At 60.6% G+C, this 21,813-nt stretch carries 18 protein-coding genes and 1 riboswitch; of the genes, 8 read left to right on the top strand and 10 right to left on the bottom strand.

From position 1 onward, the window contains the following. Positions 1-153: 153 nt before the first annotated feature. The 3 genes from G5332_RS00710 to G5332_RS00700 form a co-directional block, all read right to left on the bottom strand. Positions 154-801 (bottom strand): thiopurine S-methyltransferase, encoded by a 648-nt coding sequence (locus G5332_RS00710; protein ID WP_005337003.1) that lies wholly within the window; start codon positions 799-801, stop codon positions 154-156. Between the two features lie 283 nt (positions 802-1,084). Then, entirely contained in the window at positions 1,085-2,455 is a 1,371-nt protein-coding gene (locus tag G5332_RS00705) for a leucine-rich repeat-containing protein kinase family protein (protein ID WP_227340696.1), read from the bottom strand. Between the two features lie 251 nt (positions 2,456-2,706). Further along, positions 2,707-3,498 (bottom strand): alpha/beta fold hydrolase, encoded by a 792-nt coding sequence (locus tag G5332_RS00700; protein ID WP_040066426.1) that lies wholly within the window; start codon positions 3,496-3,498, stop codon positions 2,707-2,709. A gap of 118 nt (positions 3,499-3,616) precedes the next feature. On the opposite strand from G5332_RS00700, the gene G5332_RS00695 reads away from it, so the two are divergent. The 3 genes from G5332_RS00695 to G5332_RS00685 are packed head-to-tail and all read left to right on the top strand — an operon-like array spanning position 3,617 to position 4,878. Beyond that, positions 3,617-4,000, top strand: coding sequence for an MmcQ/YjbR family DNA-binding protein (locus G5332_RS00695; protein ID WP_421249217.1), 384 nt, complete (start codon positions 3,617-3,619; stop codon positions 3,998-4,000). Next, positions 3,997-4,485, top strand: a complete 489-nt coding sequence (locus tag G5332_RS00690; RefSeq protein WP_421249216.1) for a GNAT family N-acetyltransferase — start codon at positions 3,997-3,999, stop codon at positions 4,483-4,485. The genes G5332_RS00695 and G5332_RS00690 overlap by 4 nt, the downstream gene beginning before the upstream one ends. Before the next feature lie 57 nt (positions 4,486-4,542). Further along, entirely contained in the window at positions 4,543-4,878 is a 336-nt protein-coding gene (locus tag G5332_RS00685; protein WP_005333735.1) for a DUF3802 family protein, read from the top strand. 261 nt (positions 4,879-5,139) lie between these two features. On the opposite strand, the gene msrA is transcribed toward G5332_RS00685, so the two are convergent. After that, positions 5,140-5,772, bottom strand: a complete 633-nt coding sequence (gene msrA / locus G5332_RS00680) for a peptide-methionine (S)-S-oxide reductase MsrA (protein WP_005333739.1) — start codon at positions 5,770-5,772, stop codon at positions 5,140-5,142. A 268-nt stretch (positions 5,773-6,040) separates the two neighbouring features. On the opposite strand from msrA, the gene argA reads away from it, so the two are divergent. Both argA and lysC read left to right on the top strand, forming a co-directional pair. Further along, a complete protein-coding gene (gene argA / locus G5332_RS00675; protein ID WP_216953805.1) occupies positions 6,041-7,369 on the top strand; it encodes an amino-acid N-acetyltransferase in 1,329 nt (442 codons plus the stop codon). A 107-nt stretch (positions 7,370-7,476) separates the two neighbouring features. Then, positions 7,477-7,700, top strand: a riboswitch (Lysine riboswitch). Positions 7,701-7,790: 90 nt separating this feature from the next. Further along, a complete protein-coding gene (lysC, locus tag G5332_RS00670) occupies positions 7,791-9,143 on the top strand; it encodes a lysine-sensitive aspartokinase 3 (protein ID WP_421249215.1) in 1,353 nt (450 codons plus the stop codon). 82 nt (positions 9,144-9,225) lie between these two features. On the opposite strand, the gene G5332_RS00665 is transcribed toward lysC, so the two are convergent. Next, complete coding sequence (locus G5332_RS00665; protein WP_421311029.1) at positions 9,226-10,311, bottom strand: hypothetical protein; 1,086 nt, start codon at positions 10,309-10,311, stop codon at positions 9,226-9,228. A gap of 255 nt (positions 10,312-10,566) precedes the next feature. On the opposite strand from G5332_RS00665, the gene G5332_RS00660 reads away from it, so the two are divergent. Further along, positions 10,567-12,822 (top strand): LTA synthase family protein, encoded by a 2,256-nt coding sequence (locus G5332_RS00660; RefSeq protein ID WP_227340702.1) that lies wholly within the window; start codon positions 10,567-10,569, stop codon positions 12,820-12,822. Positions 12,823-12,914: 92 nt separating this feature from the next. On the opposite strand, the gene aroG is transcribed toward G5332_RS00660, so the two are convergent. The 5 genes from aroG to G5332_RS00635 all read right to left on the bottom strand — a co-directional run bounded on the left by aroG (position 12,915) and on the right by G5332_RS00635 (position 18,691). Beyond that, positions 12,915-13,970, bottom strand: coding sequence for a 3-deoxy-7-phosphoheptulonate synthase AroG (aroG, locus tag G5332_RS00655; protein WP_144713523.1), 1,056 nt, complete (start codon positions 13,968-13,970; stop codon positions 12,915-12,917). A 220-nt stretch (positions 13,971-14,190) separates the two neighbouring features. Then, positions 14,191-15,474 (bottom strand): 3-phosphoshikimate 1-carboxyvinyltransferase, encoded by a 1,284-nt coding sequence (gene aroA / locus G5332_RS00650; protein WP_421172177.1) that lies wholly within the window; start codon positions 15,472-15,474, stop codon positions 14,191-14,193. 227 nt (positions 15,475-15,701) lie between these two features. Further along, positions 15,702-16,790 carry a 3-phosphoserine/phosphohydroxythreonine transaminase gene (gene serC, locus G5332_RS00645; RefSeq protein ID WP_421172178.1) on the bottom strand — a complete coding sequence of 363 codons (1,089 nt, stop codon included), beginning with the start codon at positions 16,788-16,790 and terminating at the stop codon, positions 15,702-15,704. 225 nt (positions 16,791-17,015) lie between these two features. Beyond that, complete coding sequence (locus G5332_RS00640) at positions 17,016-17,942, bottom strand: electron transfer flavoprotein subunit alpha/FixB family protein (RefSeq protein ID WP_227340705.1); 927 nt, start codon at positions 17,940-17,942, stop codon at positions 17,016-17,018. Next, positions 17,939-18,691 carry an electron transfer flavoprotein subunit beta/FixA family protein gene (locus tag G5332_RS00635; protein WP_227340706.1) on the bottom strand — a complete coding sequence of 251 codons (753 nt, stop codon included), beginning with the start codon at positions 18,689-18,691 and terminating at the stop codon, positions 17,939-17,941. The genes G5332_RS00640 and G5332_RS00635 overlap by 4 nt, the downstream gene beginning before the upstream one ends. A gap of 169 nt (positions 18,692-18,860) precedes the next feature. On the opposite strand from G5332_RS00635, the gene G5332_RS00630 reads away from it, so the two are divergent. Both G5332_RS00630 and corA read left to right on the top strand, forming a co-directional pair. Beyond that, positions 18,861-20,504, top strand: coding sequence for an electron transfer flavoprotein-ubiquinone oxidoreductase (locus tag G5332_RS00630; RefSeq protein ID WP_421249212.1), 1,644 nt, complete (start codon positions 18,861-18,863; stop codon positions 20,502-20,504). Between the two features lie 293 nt (positions 20,505-20,797). Then, on the top strand, positions 20,798-21,745 hold the full coding sequence (gene corA / locus G5332_RS00625) for a magnesium/cobalt transporter CorA (protein WP_005337059.1): 948 nt from the start codon (positions 20,798-20,800) through the stop codon (positions 21,743-21,745). Positions 21,746-21,813: the final 68 nt, after the last annotated feature.

Raw genomic sequence — 21,813 nt, 5'->3', positions numbered from 1 at the left:
CGCTTTGCAATGCCAACAGTGATTGAGAAACAGCCTCATATTAGGCACTCCCCCCGCCAGTCACGTTGATCTACGTCAAAGGAGGTAGCGAAGAGCGCGTAGCCCGACGATTTGTCGGCGTAGCTCACCCTTTGCCCGCCCGTTAGCTGCCCGTTAGCCCCGGCGAACCAGCCGGTAGGCTACCTCATCGAAGTAGGAGAGCTGACCCGACAGCACCCGCGGGTGATCCACCTCGGCGGCGCGCCCCAGCACCTCGATGCGAAAGTCCCGTTCGAACAGGGCTCGCACCTCCATCTCCCCCACCGAGAAGGGGGGCTGACTCTGCTGTTCAGGCTGATATTCAAGGGTCACCAGCAGGATCTGGCCACCGGTCTCGACCAGCGAACTGATCAGGGCTGCATACTGGCGGCGCATCGCGGTCGGCAGGGCGATCAGCGCCGCGCGGTCATAGACCAGCCGGTAACGGCGACCCAGACTGGGAGCGGCGAAAAAATCTCCCTGAAAAATGCGCAGGCTGTCCACTTGATGGCACTGATAAGGGCCCACTTCGCTCACGGTCGCGGCGAGCTGGTTTTCACTGAAGAACTGGCTGACGGCAAGGCTCGATAGCTCGAAACCGTCGACCGGATGGCCCTGAGCGCTCAGCCAGAGCATGTCGCGGGACTTGCCACACAGGGGAACCAGCACCGGCTCGTCCGCTTGCTGGGCTGACCACCAGGATTGCAGCCAGTGGTTGAAGTCCGCCTGATGAAAGCCAATCCGGTTCTCTTCCCAACGCTGATGCCAAAACGCAGCTTCCATCGTTATTACCCTTCTGTACTAAAGATGCCTCAATATCACAACTTAACCGGCACCGCGCAACCCTCTGCCCTCCCCTTTTTGCCGCGCAGCCTCTGCGTGTTATCGAGCGAATGATGGGACATCCCCTTGCCGTGCGCCTCGCAGTCGCAATGAGCGCTATTGGGTACGTTTATAACGGGCAGAGGTATACCAACCCATGCAAAAACGCCATTGGTGTATGGCGATGAATGAATAAAAGGAATGACGTTGGCAGGCCAACTCGTGCCCGCCAACGCCAGAAAGATCACGACAGTGTGGCGCGAGCGGCCGCCAGCTGGCGCTCGATATAAGCAAAATCGGGGCGTTCGGCGGGGAGTTCCGAGAGACAGGCCGCTTTGAGCTGATGCAACCCATCAAGCGGTGAGTCTTGCGTATCGCAATGGGCCAGCAGCTCCTCCAGCAGGCAACCAAAGGCGCGTACCTCCAGTCGTTCAAGGCCCAGCGCCCGCTCGCAGTCGCTGCGGCCATATAAGGAAGCGGCACCAAAATCCCCCAGCAAGGCGCGAGCCGGGGCGTCAGACCCACGGGCAAACAGAATATTGTGGCCGTAGAGATCCCCGTGCATGATGCCCGCGCGGTGCAGATGGCCTGCCACCGAGGCGATGCCGTGGGCCATCGCCAGCGCATCCGGCACACTCAGATGCAGCCCCTCGGAATAGACATCCCGGGTGCAGGAGTCCAGGCTCGGCGGCCCGGCCAGATTGGCAAAGGCCGGATCGATCAGCTCCATTACCAGCGCCGGAATGCCGGAGGGGTGATCCGCCACCTTGCCTATCACCTTGATAAGGTTGGGATGGCTGCCCGCCGCCAGCGATGCCGCCATCTCGCAGCGGGGCAGCCCGTCGCTGGTCACCGCCCCCTTGAACAGCTTGACCGCCACCTGATTGCCATCGCCTCTATCGCTCGCCTGAGTCACTGCATCAGCAGGATTACCCACAAGGGTGGCGCGATGGATAACGCCGGATGCTCCCTGCCCCAGCAACTCGCCCAGCGCCAGCGTCTCCCAGGCAAGGGGAGCGACATGGGTATCATCGATGGCCCGCGCCTCCGCCCCTTCGCTAAAGGGGTTGCCGGAGTAGGCAAGCCATGAAAGGCGCGGCAGCGAGAGCAGCCACTCGGGGAAGCGTTCGATGCGGTTGGCGGCGATGCGCAGCAGCTCCAGCTTGCGGCAATTGGCAAGGCTGGCGGGCAACTCGCGCAGGCGGTTGCCCGCCAGCATCAGCTTTTGCAGGGCGTCGCACTGGCCCAGCTCATCGGGCAGCTGCTCAATTGCGTTATCGGTCAGGATCAGCCAGCGCAAACCGGCGGGCAGCGCCTTGGCCGAGACGGTAGCAATCCGGTTGGCCTTAAAACCCACCATGGTGAGCGCCGGACAGCGCCCCAGCACCTCGGGCAGCTCGGTAAAGCGGTTCTCGGAGCAGAAGATGATGCGCAGTTTGCCAAACTCGGCCAGCTCGTCGGGGAGCGTGCTTAGCTGGTTGCCGGTCAAATCCAGCACCTCCAGCGTCTCTTTCAGGCTCAAAATCTCGGTGGGGAACTCCGTCAGGTTTTCACAAAGCTTCAGATGGCGGGCACCGCACAGTTCACCCGCACGCAGCTGTTCCAGAGTATGCATAACCGTTTCTCAATCCTGATAATCTGCCTGATGACGTAGCCAGCCATCAGAGCGCGCCGAACCGGGGTCCGGCGGTTTTAAAGGGGGGCATTATAAAGAATCAGGGGGGCAGATCACCCCTTGTAGCTTGAAAGTATGCGGCTTATACGATCGCCAAGACAGCGGCATCTATTGCACGTTGGCAGCGCTTTGCTCGCGGCCAGCTTGCAATGCCGCTGTAGCATGACCTGAATGCACAGCGTAATGAATCCTTATTTCCGTCCGCTCCCCAGCGATTGAATAAATGCCAGCGTACGACGATTAAACTGCTCCGGCTGCTCCACATTGCAGACATGGCCGCACTGTTCGATCACCGCCAGCGAGGAGCTGGCATCGCGGGCCACCTGTTCGCGCACCGGTGCCAAAAACATATGATCCTCCTCCCCCATCACATAGAGGGTGGGTATGGGCAGGGAGCGTTCGCGGAAATAGCGCATCAGCGGGTTGACCTCGGTGGCGAGGCGGAACCAGCGTTTGAACTCCTTCTGGCAGAGCTTGCGGGCCTCGCGCACAAAGAGGTTGCGCGACTCCTGATGGTGCTGGCGCGGCATGATGATGAAGGCAAACAGCCGGTAGAGCCACATATAGGGCAGGAAGTGCTGGCCGAGTCGGCCCAGTTGCACCAGCACCCGCGAGCGGATATCGAGCCGCAAAATGGCGCCCCCCAGCACCATGCTTTTCACCCGCTCCGGGCAGAGCTCGGCCAGATGGCGAATAAGGATGGTGCCAAGGGAGATGCCGACAAAGTGGGCGCGGCGAATATCGAGATGATCGAGCAACCGAACGATATCTTCGGTCACTTCCCGAAAGCTGTAGTGGCCCTTGACCACCTGTTGCAGTTGGTGGGACTGGCCGTGGCCGCGCAAGTCCAGCAGCAGCACGTTGAAGTGCTCGCGATAGGCGCGCAGCTGCTTGAACCAGATGGAGGAGCTGCCACCGGCGCCGTGGACAAACACCACCCAATCCCGCTCGGGACCCAGTTCGAAAGTCTTGTGATACAACATCCAATAGGCTCCCTTGGTGATGGGGGGTATACTCGGCTGCGCGCATATTAACAGAACAGGCCCGCCGATAGATATGCGCCTGACATGACCCGGATCACCCCTTGCGCGAGAACTTTCCATGGATTTGACCCGTTTGCGCCACTTTCTGCTGACCCTGCCGGGCGCCACCGAAGATACCCCGTTTGGCCCGGAGATCCTGGTCTACCGCATCGCGGGCAAGATGTTCGCGCTGGTGGATTGGCAGGCCGAGCCGCTTACCATCAACCTCAAATGCGAGCCCGAGCTGGCGTTGCTGCTGCGCGAGATCCACCCCGAGGTCAAACCGGGCTGGCATATGAACAAGCAACACTGGAACACAGTGACCCTGAACAGCACCTTGCCAGATGATCTGTGGCAGGACTGGGTGCACCACTCCTATGAGCGGGTTGTCGCGGGTCTGCCCAAAGCCAAACGGCCACAGGCGCCGCGCCCCCTCTCCCCCACTGACGACCCAACCTTATGACCCCAGCACTTAGTCCAGCACTTTGTATTATCCCCCTTGGCGAGGCACATATCCCCGCTCTCGTGACCCTGTTTGAGCAGGCGGTGCGACGCAGCGGCCCCGAGCACTACAGCGCCGAACAGGTGGAGCAGTGGGCCCTCGGTTCACAACATCCGGGCTTTGTCAGCCAGCTGCGCGAGCACCACGGCTGGGTAGCAGAGCAGGCAAATGTGCCCCTCGGGTTTGTCACCCTGAGCCCCGATGGCCACCTCAGCCTGCTCTATGTGAGCGCCGACCATCAGCGCCAGGGACTGGGCAATCTGCTGCTCACCACGGCGCTCGCGGGGGCCCGAGGGCTCGGTATGACCCTCATCACCACCGAGGCCAGCGCCTTCAGTTATGAGCTATTTTTACGACATGGCTTTACGTTGACCGGGCTGGAGTGCGTGGAGCGGGGCGGAGTCAGTTTTACTCGCCATCGCCTGCACTGCTGCTTGCCAAGCTAGGGCAAGCCACTAAAATACGCTTAATTTTCGTATTGTTACTGTATTGAGGCAGCAACCATGGTGGTAGAAAGTGAAGGCTATATCTCGCTGATCGAGTATCTGGTGGAGAGTTTGGGATTGTTTGAATCCCAGCAGCAGAACGATGGTGAAGAGACCATCGAAGATCTTGTCAGTGGCCGTGTTGCCAGCAACCTGATGGCCATTTGCGAGCAAAACCCCCAGCTCGATCCCAAGGTGCGTTTCGCCATCATGCAGGAGGCCGACGCCGTGGTCGCCGATCTGGAAGAGGTGCTCTCTGCCGTCTGGCTGCGCGCCCCTACCCCGGAACAGAAAACCTTCCTCATCGAGTTTATCGATCTCATCAAGAACCTGTTCGACAGCGCCATCGGCTGATCTGCCGTCCGGCTCTTCCGCCCAACGCAAGATTTCAAAGCAGCAGATAAGGAAAAGGGCCGCCTTGGTGGGCAGCCCTGCTTGCTATCATTTTCAACCCGCCAGTGCGTTCATTCATCAGGCGGTTATCAAGGCAAGAAATGTGTCTGGACTTTGCATCCGATCCCTGGACGCTACCTAGTTAGTCCCGACTGGTCGCAATAAGTTCCCTCCTCCGACCATTTATTTTCACTTTTATTAAGAAATCGACTACAAAACTGTTCAGCGGTTCAGGCTTGGCGGCAAACAGACTCCAATGCCACCCAATCCGCAGTAGCCATCCGGGTTTTTCTCCAGATATTGCTGATGGTAATCCTCGGCGTAGTAGAAGGGCGCCAGCGGCAGAATACGGGTAGTAATGGCACGGCTGTCGCCGCTTGCCGCCATCGCCTGCTGGTAGGCCGCCATGCTCTGCTGGGCAATGATCTGCTGGCTCTCATCGCCATAGAAGATCACCGAGCGATACTGGGTGCCAATGTCCCCGCCCTGACGCATCCCCTGCGCCGGATCGTGCTGTTCCCAGAACAGTCTGAGCAGGTCGCCGTAGCTGATCACCGCCGGATCAAACACCACCTGCACCGTCTCGGCATGGCCGGTCAGCCCGCTGCACACCTCTTTGTAGGTGGGATTCTGGGTGACGCCGCCCTGATAACCGGCCGCGGTGGAGTAGACGCCCGGCTGCTGCCAGAACAGGCGCTCCACGCCCCAGAAACAGCCCATACCAAACCAGGCGATCGCCATGTTCTCGGGCCAGGGACCCTGGGTCGGGTTGCCATTCACCGCATGCTGCTGACCAATCACCATCGCTTCGCGTCGTCCCGGCAGGGCATCTGCCGGTGAAATAATCTGTTCCATGAATTCTGTCCTTGTATAAAACCCTGTGAAATCACACAGCTGACGAAAAGGAGCATCGAAGATAGCAGTTTATCGCGCCGGATCAACCGGCGGGCCCCTCCCCGCTCGTTCCGACGGCTATCTGCACCATCCGTCACCCTTTCCCGATCCGCACGGCCAAGCCGCCCCTCGTAGACCAGAAACGGCCAAAATCAATATTTAGTCTTGATTTGTGAATTAATTTTCATATATTGAGCCAATCGCTGTTTTTTTATGGAAGAAATATCAAGTGCGTGAACGCGAACCCAGTCTGGTCAATGCCTTCCGGCAATCCACCCCCTATGTCAATGTGCATCGGGGTGCCACCTTTGTGCTGATGATGGGGGGAGAAGCCATCTGCCACCCCAACTTCGCCAATATCGTCAGCGATATCGCCCTGCTGCAGACACTGGGCATACGCCTGGTGCTGGTGTTTGGTTCACGTCCGCAAAACGATGAAGCGCTGGCCCGCGCCGGTATCGAGGCCCAGTACCACAAGCGGATCCGGGTCACCGATGACGAGAGTTTCACCATCATCAAGCAGGTGTGTGGTGGCCTGCAATATGACATCACCGCCCAGCTCTCCATGGGGCTCGCCAACACACCCATGCAGGGGGCGCGGATCAGCGTGGTGAGCGGCAACTTCGTCACCGCCCAGCCGCTCGGTGTGGATGATGGCATCGACTTTTGCCACAGCGGCCGGGTGCGCCGCATCGACGTGGAGGGGATCACCCGCCAGCTCGATCAGAAGAGTCTGGTGCTCATCTCCCCCATCGGCTGCTCGGTCACCGGCGAGAGCTTTAACCTGAGCTCCGAAGAGGTGGCCCGCCGGGTGGCGGTCGACCTCAAGGCGGATAAACTCATCTGCTTTAGCAGCACCCAGGGGGTGATGGACAGACGCGGCGAAGCCATCTCCGAGCTCTTCCCCGAGCAGGCCGAAGAGCTGCTGATTGAGCTGGAGCAGGCGGGCGAAGAGATGTCCGGCACCGCCCGTTATCTGCGCGCGGCCATTGCCTCCTGCCGTGGCGGCGTGCCCCGCTCCCATCTGGTGAGCTATCAGGATGATGGCGCCATGTTGCAGGAGCTGTTCAGCCGCGACGGCCTCGGCACCCAGATAGTGCGGGAAAGTGCCGAGCAGGCCCGCGCCGCCACCATCGAGGATATCGGCGGCATTCTGGATCTCATTCGCCCGCTGGAGGAGGAAGGCATTCTGGTGCGCCGCTCCCGCGAGCAGCTGGAGATGGAGATCGACAAGTTCACCATCATCGAGCGCGATGGCCTCATCATCGGCTGCGCGGCCCTCTACTGCTTTATGGAAGAGGCGATGGCGGAGATGGCCTGCGTCGCCATCCACCCCGACTATCGCAACTCCAACCGGGGGGATCAGCTGGTGGCCAAGGTGGCCGAGCGGGCCAAACGGCTTGGCATTCGCCGTCTGTTCGTGCTCACCACCCGCTCCATCCACTGGTTCCGGGAGCGGGGCTTCGATCCGCTGGAAGTGGAAGATCTGCCGGTGGCGCGCCAGCGTCTCTACAACTGGCAGCGCCGTTCCAAGGTTTTGTCAAAGACCATTGCCTAAGTCATTGATCCTGCGTTGAGTTAGCCGACAATTTGAACTTTTTCACAAACTCGATTGACAGTGCAATCCAACGCAGGGTATTTCTAAATGCACTCCACCGCCCTGGTGGAGCCAGAAGAGGAGCGCTGCCCAGGCAGCCCAAGGGAGGACGCCAGCGTCCGGTGAACTTGGGTCAGGGGGAGCAGCGCCGAGACGAGTGAGGAGACTGGTGACCTCAACGTCGGCTGCGGGGGCTGAATCCCCCGGGTTGTCATCGGTAGTGATCATCCCCCACCGCGCCCTGTCAGGGGCGGTACGGGATGGGCTCTGCAGGTGGAGTGCTTCTGGCCGGGATAGCTTCGTTCATTCCTGCCATTTTCAGCCTCCTCCTCTCTTTTTTGCCCGATGGAACCGGAATCTTAAAATAAGACAGGAGTAAGCAATGAGCCCGATCAATGTCGCCAAGTTTGGCGGAACCAGTGTCGCCAACTTCCCGGCCATGAATCACTGCGCCGACATCGTGCTGGCCAATCCCGCCACCCGGGTGGTGGTACTGAGCGCCAGTGCCGGTGTCACCAACCTGCTGGTTGCCCTGGCTCAAGGGGAGCTGGACGAGGCTGGCCGCGACGAGCAGCTGGCCAAACTGGCCGGGATCCAGCAGGCCATTCTGACCGATCTCGGCAACCCCGTTGATGTGAGCGCCCTTATTCATGGCCAGCTGGACGAAATTCGCCTCATGGCCCAGCAAGCCCACCAGCATACCGATGCGGAGCTGGCCGATCGCCTCATCGCCTGCGGCGAGCTGATGTCTACCCGCCTCTTTACCGAGCTGCTGCGCCAGCGCGGCGTCAAGGCTCACTGGCAGGATGTGCGCCAGCTGATGCGCACCGACAGCCGCTTTGGCAAGGCCACCGTCGATCTGGCCACCACCCGAACCCTCTGCCAGCAGACGCTGGGCCCGCAGCTTGGCGACAGCCTTATCATCACCCAGGGCTTTATCGGTGCCGATGGCGATGGCCGCACCACCACGCTGGGGCGCGGCGGCTCTGACTACAGCGCGGCCCTGCTCGCCGAAGCACTCGATGCCGCCAGTATCGAGATCTGGACCGATGTGCCCGGCATCTACACCACGGATCCGCGCCTCGTCACCCGCGCCCGCCCCATTCCCGAAATCAGCTTTGTCGAAGCGGCCGAGATGGCCACCTTCGGCGCCAAGGTGCTGCACCCGGCCACCCTGCAACCGGCGGTGCGCCAGAATATTCCGGTGTTTGTCGGCTCCGCCAGGGATCCTGCCGCCGGTGGTACCTGGATCCGCGCCAGCACAGATTCAAGCCCGCTGTTTCGCGCCATCGCCCTGCGCCGCCAGCAGGTGCTGGTGACCCTGCACAGCCTCAACATGTTCCACGCCTACGGCTTTTTGGCCGAAGTGTTCGGGATTCTGGCCCGTCACCGCATCTCGGTCGATCTCATCACTACCTCGGAAGTGAGCGTGTCATTGACGCTGGATCACACCGGCAGCCAGAGTAACGGCGAGCCGATCCTGAGCGACAAGGTACTGGCCGAACTGGGGCAACTCTGCAAGGTGGAGGTGGAAACCGGTCTGGCACTGGTGGCGCTCATCGGCAACCGGATGAGCGAAGTGAACGGGGTGGGCAGTCAGGTCTTTGACGCCCTGCGCGAGCACAACATCCGGATGATCTGCTACGGTGCCAGCGCCCACAACCTCTGCTTCCTGGTCAAGGAGAGCGAGGCGGGCAATATCGTCAACCGCCTCCATCAGGAGCTGCTGGACTGACCCTCACCGCGAGGTAAACCAGACCATGCAACAGGGCGCCCGCAAGGCGCCCTGATTATTTGCATTCCGCAAAGGTATCGGCTCAGGCAAGGCTGGTAGCAGGCAACTGACAGGCCACTGCTTCCCGGCGTAACTGCTGCAAGCGGGCCAGCAGCCCGGTCTGGCCCAACTCAGTCTCCTGGGGCGAGAGATTGTCCACCAGCAGCGGATAGTGATCCGTCACCGCCTGCATCAACCAGTCGAGGCGACGCAGGGTGAGCGGGCCGCAGCTCTGGCCGCTCAGATCATCGGCCACATCGAGCCGGTGGCTGCGATACATGTCCCGCCACCAGTTGGCGACCAGCGCCTCGTCGCTCGCCAGCGCAGCGCTCCACTCCCCTTGCAGGGCGTGCAGGCGGGCCAGCACGGGCGCGCTGGCCCCTTCACGGATCAGGTGGTGGATCTCCCGTTTGACCCATTTCAGACAAAGCTCGCGCCAGTAGCGAAATTGCGGCAGAGGATCGGCCTCATCGAGCCAGAGTCCAGAGAGGGTGCGGGTCTCCAACCGCTCCGGTACATGGAACTGCGGATCGACCAGACCGTTGGAGTTGTATTCAAAGCGGGGATCGAAGGTCCACATATAGCCAAAGTCGAACACGCAGATCTGCTCGCCATCATCGAGCAGGTTGCCAGGGCTCGGGTCCCAGTCAAACCAGCCCCAGCGGGCCAGCTCCCCCTGCACCTCCAGCATCTGGGCCAGATTGCGCTCGTTGAGCTGATGGACCGGCACACCCCGCAACCAGGGGGAAACCAGCACTCCAGCCCGCGCCGAGCCAAAGCTGGTGCAGACCACATGGGAGAGGATGGTGGGATGCAGCTCGCGCAGCGCCTCGATTTCACGCCGCCGTTCCAGCTCGGTGAGGAAAGCGGTCTTGCCATCGAGGTTGGCTACCAGCGAATCCTGACGCCGCCGCTTGAGGCACCAGTGATGCCCCTCTACCTTGAGGTGAAACACCTCGGCGGTAAGACCGTGGCGATAGACCTTGACCACCGCGGGATGAGTATCCTTCAGCTTGACCAGTTGGGCCAGTGGCAGCGGACAGTCGCGCTCGCGTCCGATCCGGATCTCTTCCTTGCTCTCCAGCATGCGCAGTAATCTGGCCTGACGCGCCATCACCTTAGGATTCATACATGTACCTCCTGTCGCTATTGAGAGCCTAAACAGCACACCCCTCCCAAGCCAGTGGCAAAACCCCATGATGACGCTTTCATCACATATTCCGAACAACCCCTCGATCGGGATCACAATTTGCAAGGTTGAGCTGTAACCAAATATTCATTAAGTGGTCATTAAATTGACAAGCTGGAACAAGGCCCGCACCATCGGGTCAAACTCTATACGGATGAACGATCTCTCCCTTACTCGCTCAAAGGATGAGCTTATATGAATCGCCCCTCCTCAGGCCGCCCCCGTGCCCTGAGTCTGTCCTCCGGGCTACTGGCCCTGCTGGGCGGATTGCTGCTGCTGACGCTGTTATTACCGCTGATCAATCCCGGCAGCTGGCTGGGCCGTGCCCAACCGTTGGTGCTGGGCCCCGCCGACAATCCGCTGGCCACCCTCACCCGCCACGCCCTGCTCTATAAAAGCGACAGCCGCGGCCTCTATCTGGTGGTGCGCAGCCAGTGGCTGTTGCGGGGGCCGCTGCAAGCGGGGGACAAGGTGCGAGTGGAGCTGCTCAACGACAAGGGGGAGCGGATCGACCAGCTCAGTCAGGCGGTGGATAAGCGTCAGGTGTGCCGCAATAACCGCTGCTCGCTGGATCTCAACAGCACCTTGCGCGCCCCGGACGATGCACTGGCCAGCCGCTATCAGCTACGCATCGGTCTGCTGCTCAAAGATCGCCCCGAGAGCGGCGATTTCAGCCAGATCCTGCAAACCCTGCCGGAGCAGGGCTTCAACCTCACCTATCTGATGGTGAGCCTTACTCTGGTACTGGCTCTGAGCGCCGCCGTGCTCAAAACGGTGCTGCCAACGCTGCGCCGCAGCCTGCGCTGGCGGATCATCGGCAGCCTGCTGCTCGGCAACCTCACCTTCGTGCTGCTGCACGGCTTCGTGGTGTTCAAGCTGGGGGAGTTTCTGCTCTGGTCAGGCTTTCGGCCGGAACACTACTATCTGGCCTGGGGCAGCATGGTGCTGGGCTGGAGTCTCTGTGCGCTGGCGGGCTTCAACCTCTATATGGGGCTGGTCTTTACCGCACTTTCGGGAATAGGCCTGCTCGCTAACTTTATGAAGATCGCCATCTACGGCGTGCCGCTCGGCGGGGACGATTTTGGCAACCTGCTGGCGCTGCTGCGGATCCTCCTCGATCAGCACCCCATCCTCCCCATCTTCACCCTTTTGCTGGCACTGTTTCTCTGCTGGCGCTTTGCCCTGTCACGCTGGGTGCTGCGCACCGCAGCCGCCACCGTCGCCTTCTTTGCCCTCTGTGTCTTTGCCACCCAGACCGGCAACAAGTTGCTGGGGGCCAACATTCGTTACGTGGATCGCGCAGTCAACTACCACAGGGACATCATCCGCTCCGGCCCCGGCCTCTATCTGTTCAATCTGGTGGACGAGATGCTGCAAAGCGGCAGCGTGTTTCGCTACCCCTTGCAGATCAACGAGCTGACCCCGCAGTTGAGCCATCCGCCCCAAGGCATTGCGCCGCGCTGGGATCTGGTGATCGTGCTGCAATATGAGTCGCTCTGGCTCGACTGGAAGGGGCGGATCTGCGCCCCGGCTCCCACCCTCTCCCTGCCCGCCAGCGTGCAGCAGTGGCAAAAAACCATCCACTCCCCCACCACCGGCGGCATGACGGTGCTGGCGGAGTTCGAGATGAACACCGGCCTGCCGGTGGGCTTGCTCAAGCAAGGGGTGGTGCCCTACTACTACCTCTCGCAGCAGGTGCCGGGGCTGGCCCAGAGCGCCAGACAGAGCGGCTACCAGACCCTGTTCGCCCACCCTTATGTGGAAAAATTCTGGGGCCGCGCCAAGGCGATCCCGGCGCTCGGCTATGAGGAGCGCTGGTTCGACACCCGCTTCACCACCCTTGAGCACAAGGGACTCTATATCTCAGATGATGCGCTGATCGACCACCTGCTCAAGCGCAGCGAACAGGATGACAAACCGCTGTTTGCCTATGCGGTCACCATGCAGGGGCACGGCCCCTTCGATGGCCCCCGCTATCAGGGGCAGGAGCGCAGCGGCGCCTGCCCGAACCAGAGCGAGAGTGACACCCAGCTGCTCAACACCTATTACACAGGGGTGGTGGATGCCATGGCCTCGCTGGAGCGGCTGCTCAAGACCCTCGACCAGTCGGGCAAGCGCTATCTGGTGGTGGCCTTTGGCGATCACCAGCCGTTTTTGATGTCCGCCGGCAAGGGTATTCACGGCGACAAACCGGCGCGCGATGCCACCTACCAGATCCCCATGATGGCCTTTGCCCGCAGCGATGATCCTCTTATCCTCGGGGAACAATTTGCTCCGGTGCGCCAGCTCTACCAGATGGGTCAGGCCACCCGCCAGCTGCTGGCGGGGGATATCACCCCCATCGAGGACAAGCCTCTGCTCCATCCGGTGCTGGGTGAAGAGAAGGGATTCGACCCCTCGAGCCTGGTGCCGCAGATCCGCGCCAGCTTCCGGCCCGATGCCCTGCCCTGAGCCTTAAGCCCCGCAACACGAATAGATGAGGCCGCAATAGCGGCCTCTGGTTATCACTTTCTCTTTGTCACTGCGACTGCGAAATCCGGTCTTTAGCGGGCGTTACGGGTTGCAACGGCATCCGCCAGGTTGCGTAGCAGCACTTCGGTATCGGCCCAACCGATGCAGGCATCTGTGATGCTCTGGCCGACGGTGAGTTCACACCCTTCCACCAGATCCTGACGGCCTTCCACCAGATGGCTCTCCACCATCACACCAAACACCGCCTTGCTGCCGGCACGCAGTTGGCCGGCCACATCCTCGGCCACCAGCATCTGGTTCTTGAACTGCTTGCTGCTGTTGGCATGACTAAAGTCGATCATCACCTTCTGGGGCAGACCGGCCTTCTCCAGCCCCTTCACCACCTCGTCCACGTGGGCGGCGCTGTAGTTCGGCTCACGACCACCACGCAGAATGATGTGACAGTCCGGGTTGCCGCGGGTCGCCACGATGGCGGAGTGACCGTATTTGGTGACCGACAGGAAGTGGTGCGGCGCACTGGCGGCACCGATGGCATCGATGGCAACCTTGATGGTGCCGTCAGTGCCGTTCTTGAAGCCCACCGGACAGGAGAGACCGGAGGCCAGCTCGCGGTGTACCTGGGATTCGGTAGTACGGGCACCGATCGCGCCCCAGCTCATCAGATCCGCCACATATTGCGGGGTGATCATGTCGAGGAACTCGGAGGCAGTCGGCAGCCCCATGTCGTTGAGATCCAGCAACAGCTTGCGACCAATGCGCAGACCGTCGTTGATCTTGCAGCTGTTATCGAGGTACGGATCGTTGATCAGCCCCTTCCAGCCCACTGTGGTGCGCGGTTTTTCGAAGTAGACCCGCATCACGATCTCCAGCTGACCTTTCAGCTCGTCGCGCAGCGCCTTGAGGCGCTTGCCATACTCCAGCGCGGCAACCGGATCATGGATGGAGCAAGGACCAATCACCACCAGCAGACGATCATCTTCGCCGGCCAGGATATTGTGAATGGCCTGACGGGATTCAAAAACGGTGGACGAGGCCACCTCGGTAGCCGGAAACTTCTCAAGCACCGCAACCGGGGGTAATAACTCTTTGATTTCACTGATACGAACGTCGTCGGTTTGATGCTGCATGACAAGGCTTCCTGCTAGATGACTGCGATTAGGAAATCTCAACATAGCCCGCGACAGCCCATGTGTAAATAGGAAATTACAGCAATCACAAAACTATTTTGCGGAGCAATCTTGCAAGTTATTGAAATGATGCTACGCGAAATGGAAGTGCGGATGAGGAAGGCAAAAAAGCCCGCTCAGCGCGGGCCCGAAGCGTCGGTGATGACGGGTTTGTCAGTGATCAGCCACGCTGGCTGATACTGGCTAGCTTGTCGAAGTAATCCGGGAAGGTCTTCGAGGTGCACTTGGGATCATTGATGGTGACCGGGGTATCCGACAGCGCCACCAGCGAGAAGCACATGGCGATACGGTGATCGTTGTAGGTATCGATCTCGGCATGCTTGAGCTGGGTCGGCGGGGTCACGGTGATGAAGTCATGCCCCTCCTCCACTTCGACGCCCAGCTTGCGCAGCTCGGTCGCCATGGCGTGCAGACGATCGGTCTCCTTCACCCGCCAGTTGTAGATATTGCGAATGGAGGTCGGCCCCTCGGCAAACAACGCCGCTACGGCGATGGTCATGGCCGCATCGGGAATATGGTTCATATCCATATCCACTCCGTGCAGCGGCGCCTGCTCCGCCTCGATGAAATCACCACCCCAGGTGATGCGCGCGCCCATCTTCTCCAGCACGTCGGCGAAGTGGATATCACCCTGAATGCTGTGCTTGCCGATACCGGTGACCCGCACCTTACCCTTGATGGCACCCGCCGCGAGGAAGTAGGAGGCGCTGGAGGCATCCCCTTCCACCAGAAAGTCACCCGGGCTGATGTAGGTCTGGTTGCCCTTGATGTAGAACAGCTTGTAGTTGTCGTGCTCGATGACCACCCCGAACTGCTTCATGATGTGCAGGGTGATGTCGATGTAGGGCTTGGAAACCAGCTCCCCCTTGATGTGGATCCGGGTATCGCCCGCCGCCATCGGCGCCGCCATCAAAAACGCGGTCAGGAACTGGCTGGAGACGGAGCCGTCGACGTGCACATCGCCGCCCCACAGCCCCTTGGCGTCCACCACCAGCGGCGGATAACCATCGTGTTTCAGGTACTGGATATGGGCACCCGCTTCACGCAGGGCATCCACCAGATGGCCGATGGGACGCTCTTCCATGCGCGGCTCGCCGCCCAGAGTATATTCACCGGAGCCCAAGCACAGCGCGGCGCACAGCGGTCGCATGGCGGTACCGGCGTTGCCGAGGAACAGATTGACCGGCTCTTTCACCGCAAAGCTGCGGCCCAGCCCCTGCACGGTACACTCGGTCTTGTCGGCGGAGAGCTTGTACTTGACCCCGAGCTGGGTCAGCGCAGCCAGCATATGACGAATGTCATCGCTGTCGAGCAGGTTAGTCAGACGGGTGGTGCCACGAGCCAGCGCCGCCAGCAGCAGCGCACGGTTAGAGACACTCTTGGAGCCGGGCAAATTGACCTCACCGACCACACGAGAAATGGGTTCCAAACGCAACGAATTCATAGACTTCCTGTGCTATCTCAAAAATAAACGCCTGTCCGGACGTTAACAGCCTGCGTCCCGCTCGGCAAGGGCACTTTCAGGGGAAATCGCACGGCAAACGCCAGCGCGCTGGTTCTGTTGAAAAAAAGACGCCGGGGTATCCCCGGCGTCGTGAATCACTGCAATAGCTGGAAGCGGCTCACGAGTTGTCACGAGAGGCCGCCAGCAAGCACGTATGTACTTTCTTTTCAGCCGTGGCGCTTGGCAAAGCCATCCATAAAGCTCACCAGGGCCTTCACTCCCTCCAGCGGCATGGCGTTGTAGATGCTGGCGCGCATGCCACCGACGATGCGGTGCCCTTTGAGGGCCAGCAGGCCGGCCGCTTCCGATTCTGTCAGGAACTGCTTGTCCAGCTCGGCATTTTTCAGCTGGAACGGGATGTTCATCCGCGAACGGCAGCTGACATCCACCTGATTGCCGTAGAAGCTCGACTGATCGAGATAGTCGTAGAGGAAGTCGGCCTTCTCCTTGTTGCGCGCTTCCATCGCCTCGAGGCCACCCTGTTCCTTGAGCCACTCGAACACCAGACCGGCCAGATACCAGGCGTAGGTGGGCGGCGTGTTGAACATGGAGTCGTTCTTGGCGGTGAGCTTGTAGTCAAAAATCGAGGGCACATCGGCTCTGGCCTGATCCAGCAAGTCATCGCGCACGATGGCGATGGCAAGCCCGGACGGCCCGATATTTTTCTGGGCACCAGCATAGATGATGCCGAAGCGGCTGACGTCGAGAGGACGGGAGAGAATGGTGGAGGAGAGATCTGCTACCAGCGGCACCTCGCCGGTGGCCGGGATGTCGAACATCTCTATGCCGTCGATGGTTTCGTTCGGGCAGTAGTGAACATAGGCCGCATCGGCGCGAAACGCCGGGGTCGGCAGCAGGTGAGAGATCCCCTGCTCGTTCTTGGCAACCCCCTGGAAGGTCTGGATATCGCCATACTTTTTGGCTTCATCCACAGCACTCTGGGACCAGACACCGGTCAGCAGGAAGTCCGCCTTCTTGTTGGCCCCGCCCAGCAGGTTCATGGGCACGGCGGAGAACTGACCGCGGCCGCCACCGTGCATGAAGAGCACCTCGTAGTTCTCCGGCACCGCCAGCAGCTCGCGCAGATCCGCTTCGGCCTTCTCGGCAACCGCCATGTAGGGCTTGCCGCGATGGGAAAGCTCCATGACCGAGGCTCCGAGCCCCTGAAAATTACAAAATTCGCGCTGGGCGCGCTCCATGACTTCAACCGGCAGCATGGCGGGGCCGGCGCAGAAGTTGTAAATCTGTTTGCTCATGACGCTTTCCGTGAGTGGATGAGAGTAATCGATGACTTGTCAGGTTTTACACAAGAGCAGCCAGCGGATCAAAGGCTTTTTGGGAGCTGGCTCAACCTTTTACCGTCACTCTGCCTCCCCCTTGCAGTAGAAAAAGCCCTGAACGGGTCAGGGCTTGCAGGGAACATGCACAGAAATGGCGGGCAGAGCGCATAAACGACCACAGCCCAGCCATTTCTGACAAATTTACAGTTTGGCGGTGAGCTCCGGCAGCAGAGTGAAGAGATCCCCCACCAGCCCGTAGTCCGCTACCTGAAAGATGGGGGCATCGCTGTCCTTGTTGATGGCCACGATCACCTTCGACTCCTTCATCCCCGCCAGATGCTGGATGGCCCCCGAAATGCCGACCGCGATATAGAGCTCGGGCGCCACCACCTTGCCGGTCTGTCCCACCTGCAGATCGTTGGCGACATATCCCGCATCAACAGCGGCTCGCGATGCCCCCACGGCGCCGCCCAGCTTGTCGGCCAGCGCCTCAATCAGGGCAAACTGCGCCTTGGACCCCAGTGCCCGGCCACCGGAGACCACCACCCGGGCGGCGGTCAGTTCGGGCCTGCTGGAGCGCACCGCGCGGCGCTCCACCAGCCGGGTACGACCAGCGAATTCGGGCACGGCCAAGTGCTCGATGGGAGCCTGCCCGCCCGTCGCCGCCTTGGCAAACGCGGTGGCCCGCACCGTCATCACTTTGACGGGCGCCGAGCTTGCCACTCTGGCAATGGCATTGCCCGCATAGATGGGGCGCAGGAAGGTGTCGCTACTCTCGATAGCCGTCACCTCGGAGAGCATCTCCACCCCGAGCCGGGCCGCCACCTGTGGCAGCAGCGTCTTGCCCATGGTACTCGCCGCCATCAGGCAGTGGCTGTAACCTTCGCACCAGCAGGCCAGCAGCTTGTCGACCCCATCCAGCAGCCCGTCGGCCAGCAGGGGATGTTCGGCAAGCAGAACCTTGTCGACACCGCCAATGGCAGCCGCCTGTTCACCCGCCTCGGTCAGCCACTGCCCCAGCAACAGCAGGTCAACCTGACCGCCGATGGAGACGGCGGCGGTCACCAGTTGTGCCACGTTGTCGGCCAGATGGCCCTGATGATGTTCGGCAATGATCAGCACGCTCATGGCAGCACCTTCGCTTCGTGTTTGAGTTTGTCCACCAGCTCGTCCACCGAGCCCACCTTGATCCCGGCGCTGCGGGCTGGCGGCGCCATCACCCCGAGCAAACGGGTCTGGTTGGCCACCTCAACGGCGAGTGTCGAGAACGGAGCGCTATCAAGCGGCTTGCGCTTGGCCTTCATGATGTTGGGCAGCGAGGCAAAGCGCGGTTCATTCAAACGCAGATCGGCGCTCACCACCGCAGGCAAAGGCATGCGCAGGGTCTCGAGGCCACCGTCGATTTCGCGGGTCACCAGCAGTTCCCCCGCTTCCACCTTGAGGGCTGACGCACAGGTCGCCAGCGGCCACTCATTGAGGGCAGCCAGCATCTGGGCCACCTGATTGTTGTCAGAATCGATGGACTGCTTGCCGAGCAGCACCAGATCCGGCTGCTCCTGCTCACACACCTTGTGCAAGGCACGGGCGACAGTGAGCGGGGTGAGCGTCTCATCGGTGACATAATGCAGCGCCCGATCCGCCCCCAGCGCCAGCCCATGGCGCAGTTGCTCGGCGGCAGCGTCAGGGCCGAAAGTCACCACCACCAGCTCGCTGGCGATACCCGCTTCCCGCAGCCTGACCCCCTCCTCCACCGCAATTTCACAAAAGGGGTTGATCCCCATCTTCACATTGGCCAGCTCCACGTCGGAGCCGTCTCCCTTCACCCGGATCTTGACGTTGTAGTCGACTACCCGTTTGATTGCGACCAGCAGCTTCATGGGGTCATGCCTCGTCTCTTTGGATTGAATTCATTAGTGTGCCTCTGCGTTTGTTGCAGTACGCTCTTCCCTGATTTTTTGCTTTTTCTTGCTCAGCTTTGCTTACAACTGCTTTACGTTTACGTAAACTACCAGCATTACCCTAGGCCAACCAGAGCGCAGAGGCAAGATGGAACGGGAAGCAATGGAATTTGATGTCGTCATCGTCGGCGGCGGACCGGCGGGGCTCAGTGCAGCCATCGCCCTGAAACAGCAGGATGCCACTCTCTCTGTCTGTCTGCTGGAGAAGGGGGCGGAAATTGGCGCCCATCTGCTCTCCGGCGCCCTGTTTGATCCCGTCGCCTTGCAAGAGCTGCTGCCGGATGGCTGGCAGCAAGCGCCGCTCGGCGTGCCGGTCAGCGACGATCAGGTTCATCTGCTGCAAAGCGAGCAACGTTCCCTGCAACTCCCCGCCTGGGCGGTACCGCCCCGGATGCACAATGAGGGCTGTCACATCATCAGCCTCGGCAATCTCTGCCGCTGGCTTGGCCAACAGGCGGAAAAACTGGGAGTCGAAATATACCCGGGGTTTACCGCCAGCGAACTTATCATGGAAGCGGGCCGGGTCAAGGGGGTCATCACCGGCGATCTGGGGCTGGATCGCGTGGGCAATCCGAAAGCAGATCATGTGCCCGGCATGGCACTGCTCGGTCGCTACACCCTCTTTGCCGAAGGGGCCCGCGGTCATCTCGGCAAGCAGCTGATCGCCGACTTCAACCTGGCAAGCCCTGCCCAGCCCCAGCACTATGCCATCGGCTTCAAGGAGCTGTGGCAACTGCCTGCTGGCCAAGGCAAAGCGGGACAGGTGCTGCACGGCAGTGGCTGGCCCCTTGGCAAGCAGGGGGGCGGCAATAGCCACGGTGGCTTCTATCTCTATCACATGGAGGCGGATCAGGTGGCGGTCGGGCTGATTGTCGATCTCAACTACCAGAATCCCTGGCTCAGCCCGTTTGACGAATTCCAGCGCCTCAAGCATCACCCGCTTATCGCCGGCGTGTTGCAAGGGGGTGAACGCATCAGTTACGGCGCCCGCGCCATCACCAAGGGGGGCTGGCACTCCCTGCCCCGCATGCACTTCCCGGGCGGCCTGCTGATCGGTTGTGATGCGGGCACCCTCGACTTTTCCCGCATCAAGGGGATCCACACCGCCATGAAATCGGGGATGCTGGCGGCAAAAACCGTCGCGATGGCGCTGCGGGGGGGCGATGAGGGTGGACGGGATCTGGCCCAGTATGGCGACGAACTGCACCAGAGCTGGCTGGCCCGCGAACTCAAGGCAGCACGCAACTTCGGCGCTGCTCTTCACCGCTATGGTCCCTGGTTGGGCGGTGCCTTCAACTGGCTGGAGCAACGGCTGTTTGGCGCAAACTCGCCATTCAAGCTGCTCGATAAGGCTCACGATTATCGTCAGCTGCGCGTGGCCAGCCGCTGCGAGCCCATCCATTACCCCAAACCCGATGGCAAGCTGAGCTTTGACAAGCTCTCATCTCTGTATCTGGCCAACACCAGTCACGACGAGGATCAACCTTGCCACCTCAAGCTGCAGGACGAGCGCATTCCGGTCGAGGTCAATCTGCCCACCTGGGCCGAACCCGCCCAACGCTACTGCCCGGCAGGGGTGTTTGAAGTACTGGAAATGGAAGGCGCGGCCAAACTGCAAATCAACGCAGCCAACTGTATTCACTGCAAGACCTGTGACATTAAAGATCCCAGTCAAAATATCATCTGGACGCCACCACAGGGAGGCTCCGGGCCCAACTATCCGAATATGTGATGAGGCGGGGCAGCGGCAACAAGCAGCCCCAGCTAGCCCTCCTCCAGCCAAAGGCTGGGTTCTACCCCGCATAGCCGCTCAGGTGATCCGACCTCGCTGTTTTTTTGAACAAACAAGCTGAATCCCTGATGAATAGCCCCTGACAAGCGCGGCCCGCCCCTGTATAGTTCGCCGCATTCAGGTTTTCCATCGGCCCGATCTGCTTATCCACGGGATCGCCTTCTGCAGCGATCTAAGGCCGCATGACCTGTGCAACCATCCCTGATTACCCATGACTTTTTAAGGGGGGACAGATGATCACCGCCTACATTCTCAACAACAAGGTGCTGGATATAGTCACGCTCGGGCCTGACGACATAGTACCTGACAACACGGTCTGGCTGGATGCCTACAAGCCGGACACGGCAGAGCGAGAATGGTTGACGGGCCTGTTCCTGGAAGAGGTCCCCGACAAGGAAGAGCTCGACGACATCGAAGCATCCGCCCGTTTTTACTGGGATACCGATGGTCTGCACATTCACTCCCTGTTTCCCCAGCGGATCGGTCGTGACACCAAGGGTGTCCACGTCTCCTTTACCCTGCGCAACAACCTGCTGATCAGCATTCGTGAAGATGACATCGGGCTGGTGCGCCTGCTGCGCCACTATATGCGCCAGGATCGGCTGGAGGTGGAGGATGCCCTCGACATCCTGCTGGAGGTGCAGAACCTCAAGGTGGAGTACCTCTCCGACCTTATCGAAGATGGTTACAAGACCTTGGAAAACACCGCCGATCAGATCTTCGAGCCGGATCAGATCAACCCCATGCTGAAAGAGTTGATGGCACAGGAAGAGGCCAACGGCCAGATCCGTCTCTCTCTGCACGATACCCGCCGCGCCCTGCGTTTCCTCAAACGCAGCCTGCGCCAGCGCATGAGCCTTGAGCAGAACAAGTGGATCGACGAGATGCTGCACGACGTGGAATCCCTGTTGCCCCACACCCAGTTCCTGTTCGACAAGATCAACTTCCAGCTGGAGGCCTCCATGGGGGTGACCAATCTGGAGCAGAACAAGGTGATCAAGATCTTCTCGGTAGCCGCCGTGATCTTCCTGCCGCCGACCCTGATCGCCAGTATCTACGGCATGAACTTTGGCCGCATGCCGGAGCTCGCCTGGGAGTATGGTTATCCCATGTCACTGGTGCTGATGGTGATGTCATCGCTCGGCACCGGCCTCTTCTTCAAGCGCAAAGGCTGGCTGTAACGCCGCAGACGCGCGCTGCGATATCTGAAGAAACGGATTGGGGGGCATGGCCCCCCCGATTAATTTGC

The sequence above is a fragment of the Aeromonas sp. 603757 genome, assembly GCF_049171255.1.
GTDB lineage: Bacteria > Pseudomonadota > Gammaproteobacteria > Enterobacterales > Aeromonadaceae > Aeromonas > Aeromonas veronii_A.
Note: the sequence above shows the minus strand (reverse complement) of the source record. Positions and strands in the feature narration are given on the sequence as shown.

Bases quoted from the DNA above. Each gene is read 5' to 3' on its own strand.
- G5332_RS00705 (WP_227340696.1), bottom strand. From the start codon at position 2,455: ATGCATACTCTGGAACAGCTGCGTGCGGGTGAACTGTGCGGTGCCCGC.
- aroA (WP_421172177.1), bottom strand. From the start codon at position 15,474: ATGAATTCGTTGCGTTTGGAACCCATTTCTCGTGTGGTCGGTGAGGTC.
- G5332_RS00635 (WP_227340706.1), bottom strand. From the start codon at position 18,691: ATGAAGCTGCTGGTCGCAATCAAACGGGTAGTCGACTACAACGTCAAG.
- serC (WP_421172178.1), bottom strand. From the start codon at position 16,790: ATGAGCAAACAGATTTACAACTTCTGCGCCGGCCCCGCCATGCTGCCG.
- G5332_RS00665 (WP_421311029.1), bottom strand. From the start codon at position 10,311: ATGAATCCTAAGGTGATGGCGCGTCAGGCCAGATTACTGCGCATGCTG.
- G5332_RS00690 (WP_421249216.1), top strand. From the start codon at position 3,997: ATGACCCCAGCACTTAGTCCAGCACTTTGTATTATCCCCCTTGGCGAG.
- G5332_RS00685 (WP_005333735.1), top strand. From the start codon at position 4,543: ATGGTGGTAGAAAGTGAAGGCTATATCTCGCTGATCGAGTATCTGGTG.
- aroG (WP_144713523.1), bottom strand. From the start codon at position 13,970: ATGCAGCATCAAACCGACGACGTTCGTATCAGTGAAATCAAAGAGTTA.
- corA (WP_005337059.1), top strand. From the start codon at position 20,798: ATGATCACCGCCTACATTCTCAACAACAAGGTGCTGGATATAGTCACG.
- G5332_RS00695 (WP_421249217.1), top strand. From the start codon at position 3,617: ATGGATTTGACCCGTTTGCGCCACTTTCTGCTGACCCTGCCGGGCGCC.
- G5332_RS00700 (WP_040066426.1), bottom strand. From the start codon at position 3,498: ATGTTGTATCACAAGACTTTCGAACTGGGTCCCGAGCGGGATTGGGTG.
- G5332_RS00630 (WP_421249212.1), top strand. From the start codon at position 18,861: ATGGAACGGGAAGCAATGGAATTTGATGTCGTCATCGTCGGCGGCGGA.
- G5332_RS00640 (WP_227340705.1), bottom strand. From the start codon at position 17,942: ATGAGCGTGCTGATCATTGCCGAACATCATCAGGGCCATCTGGCCGAC.
- msrA (WP_005333739.1), bottom strand. From the start codon at position 5,772: ATGGAACAGATTATTTCACCGGCAGATGCCCTGCCGGGACGACGCGAA.
- G5332_RS00660 (WP_227340702.1), top strand. From the start codon at position 10,567: ATGAATCGCCCCTCCTCAGGCCGCCCCCGTGCCCTGAGTCTGTCCTCC.
- G5332_RS00710 (WP_005337003.1), bottom strand. From the start codon at position 801: ATGGAAGCTGCGTTTTGGCATCAGCGTTGGGAAGAGAACCGGATTGGC.
- lysC (WP_421249215.1), top strand. From the start codon at position 7,791: ATGAGCCCGATCAATGTCGCCAAGTTTGGCGGAACCAGTGTCGCCAAC.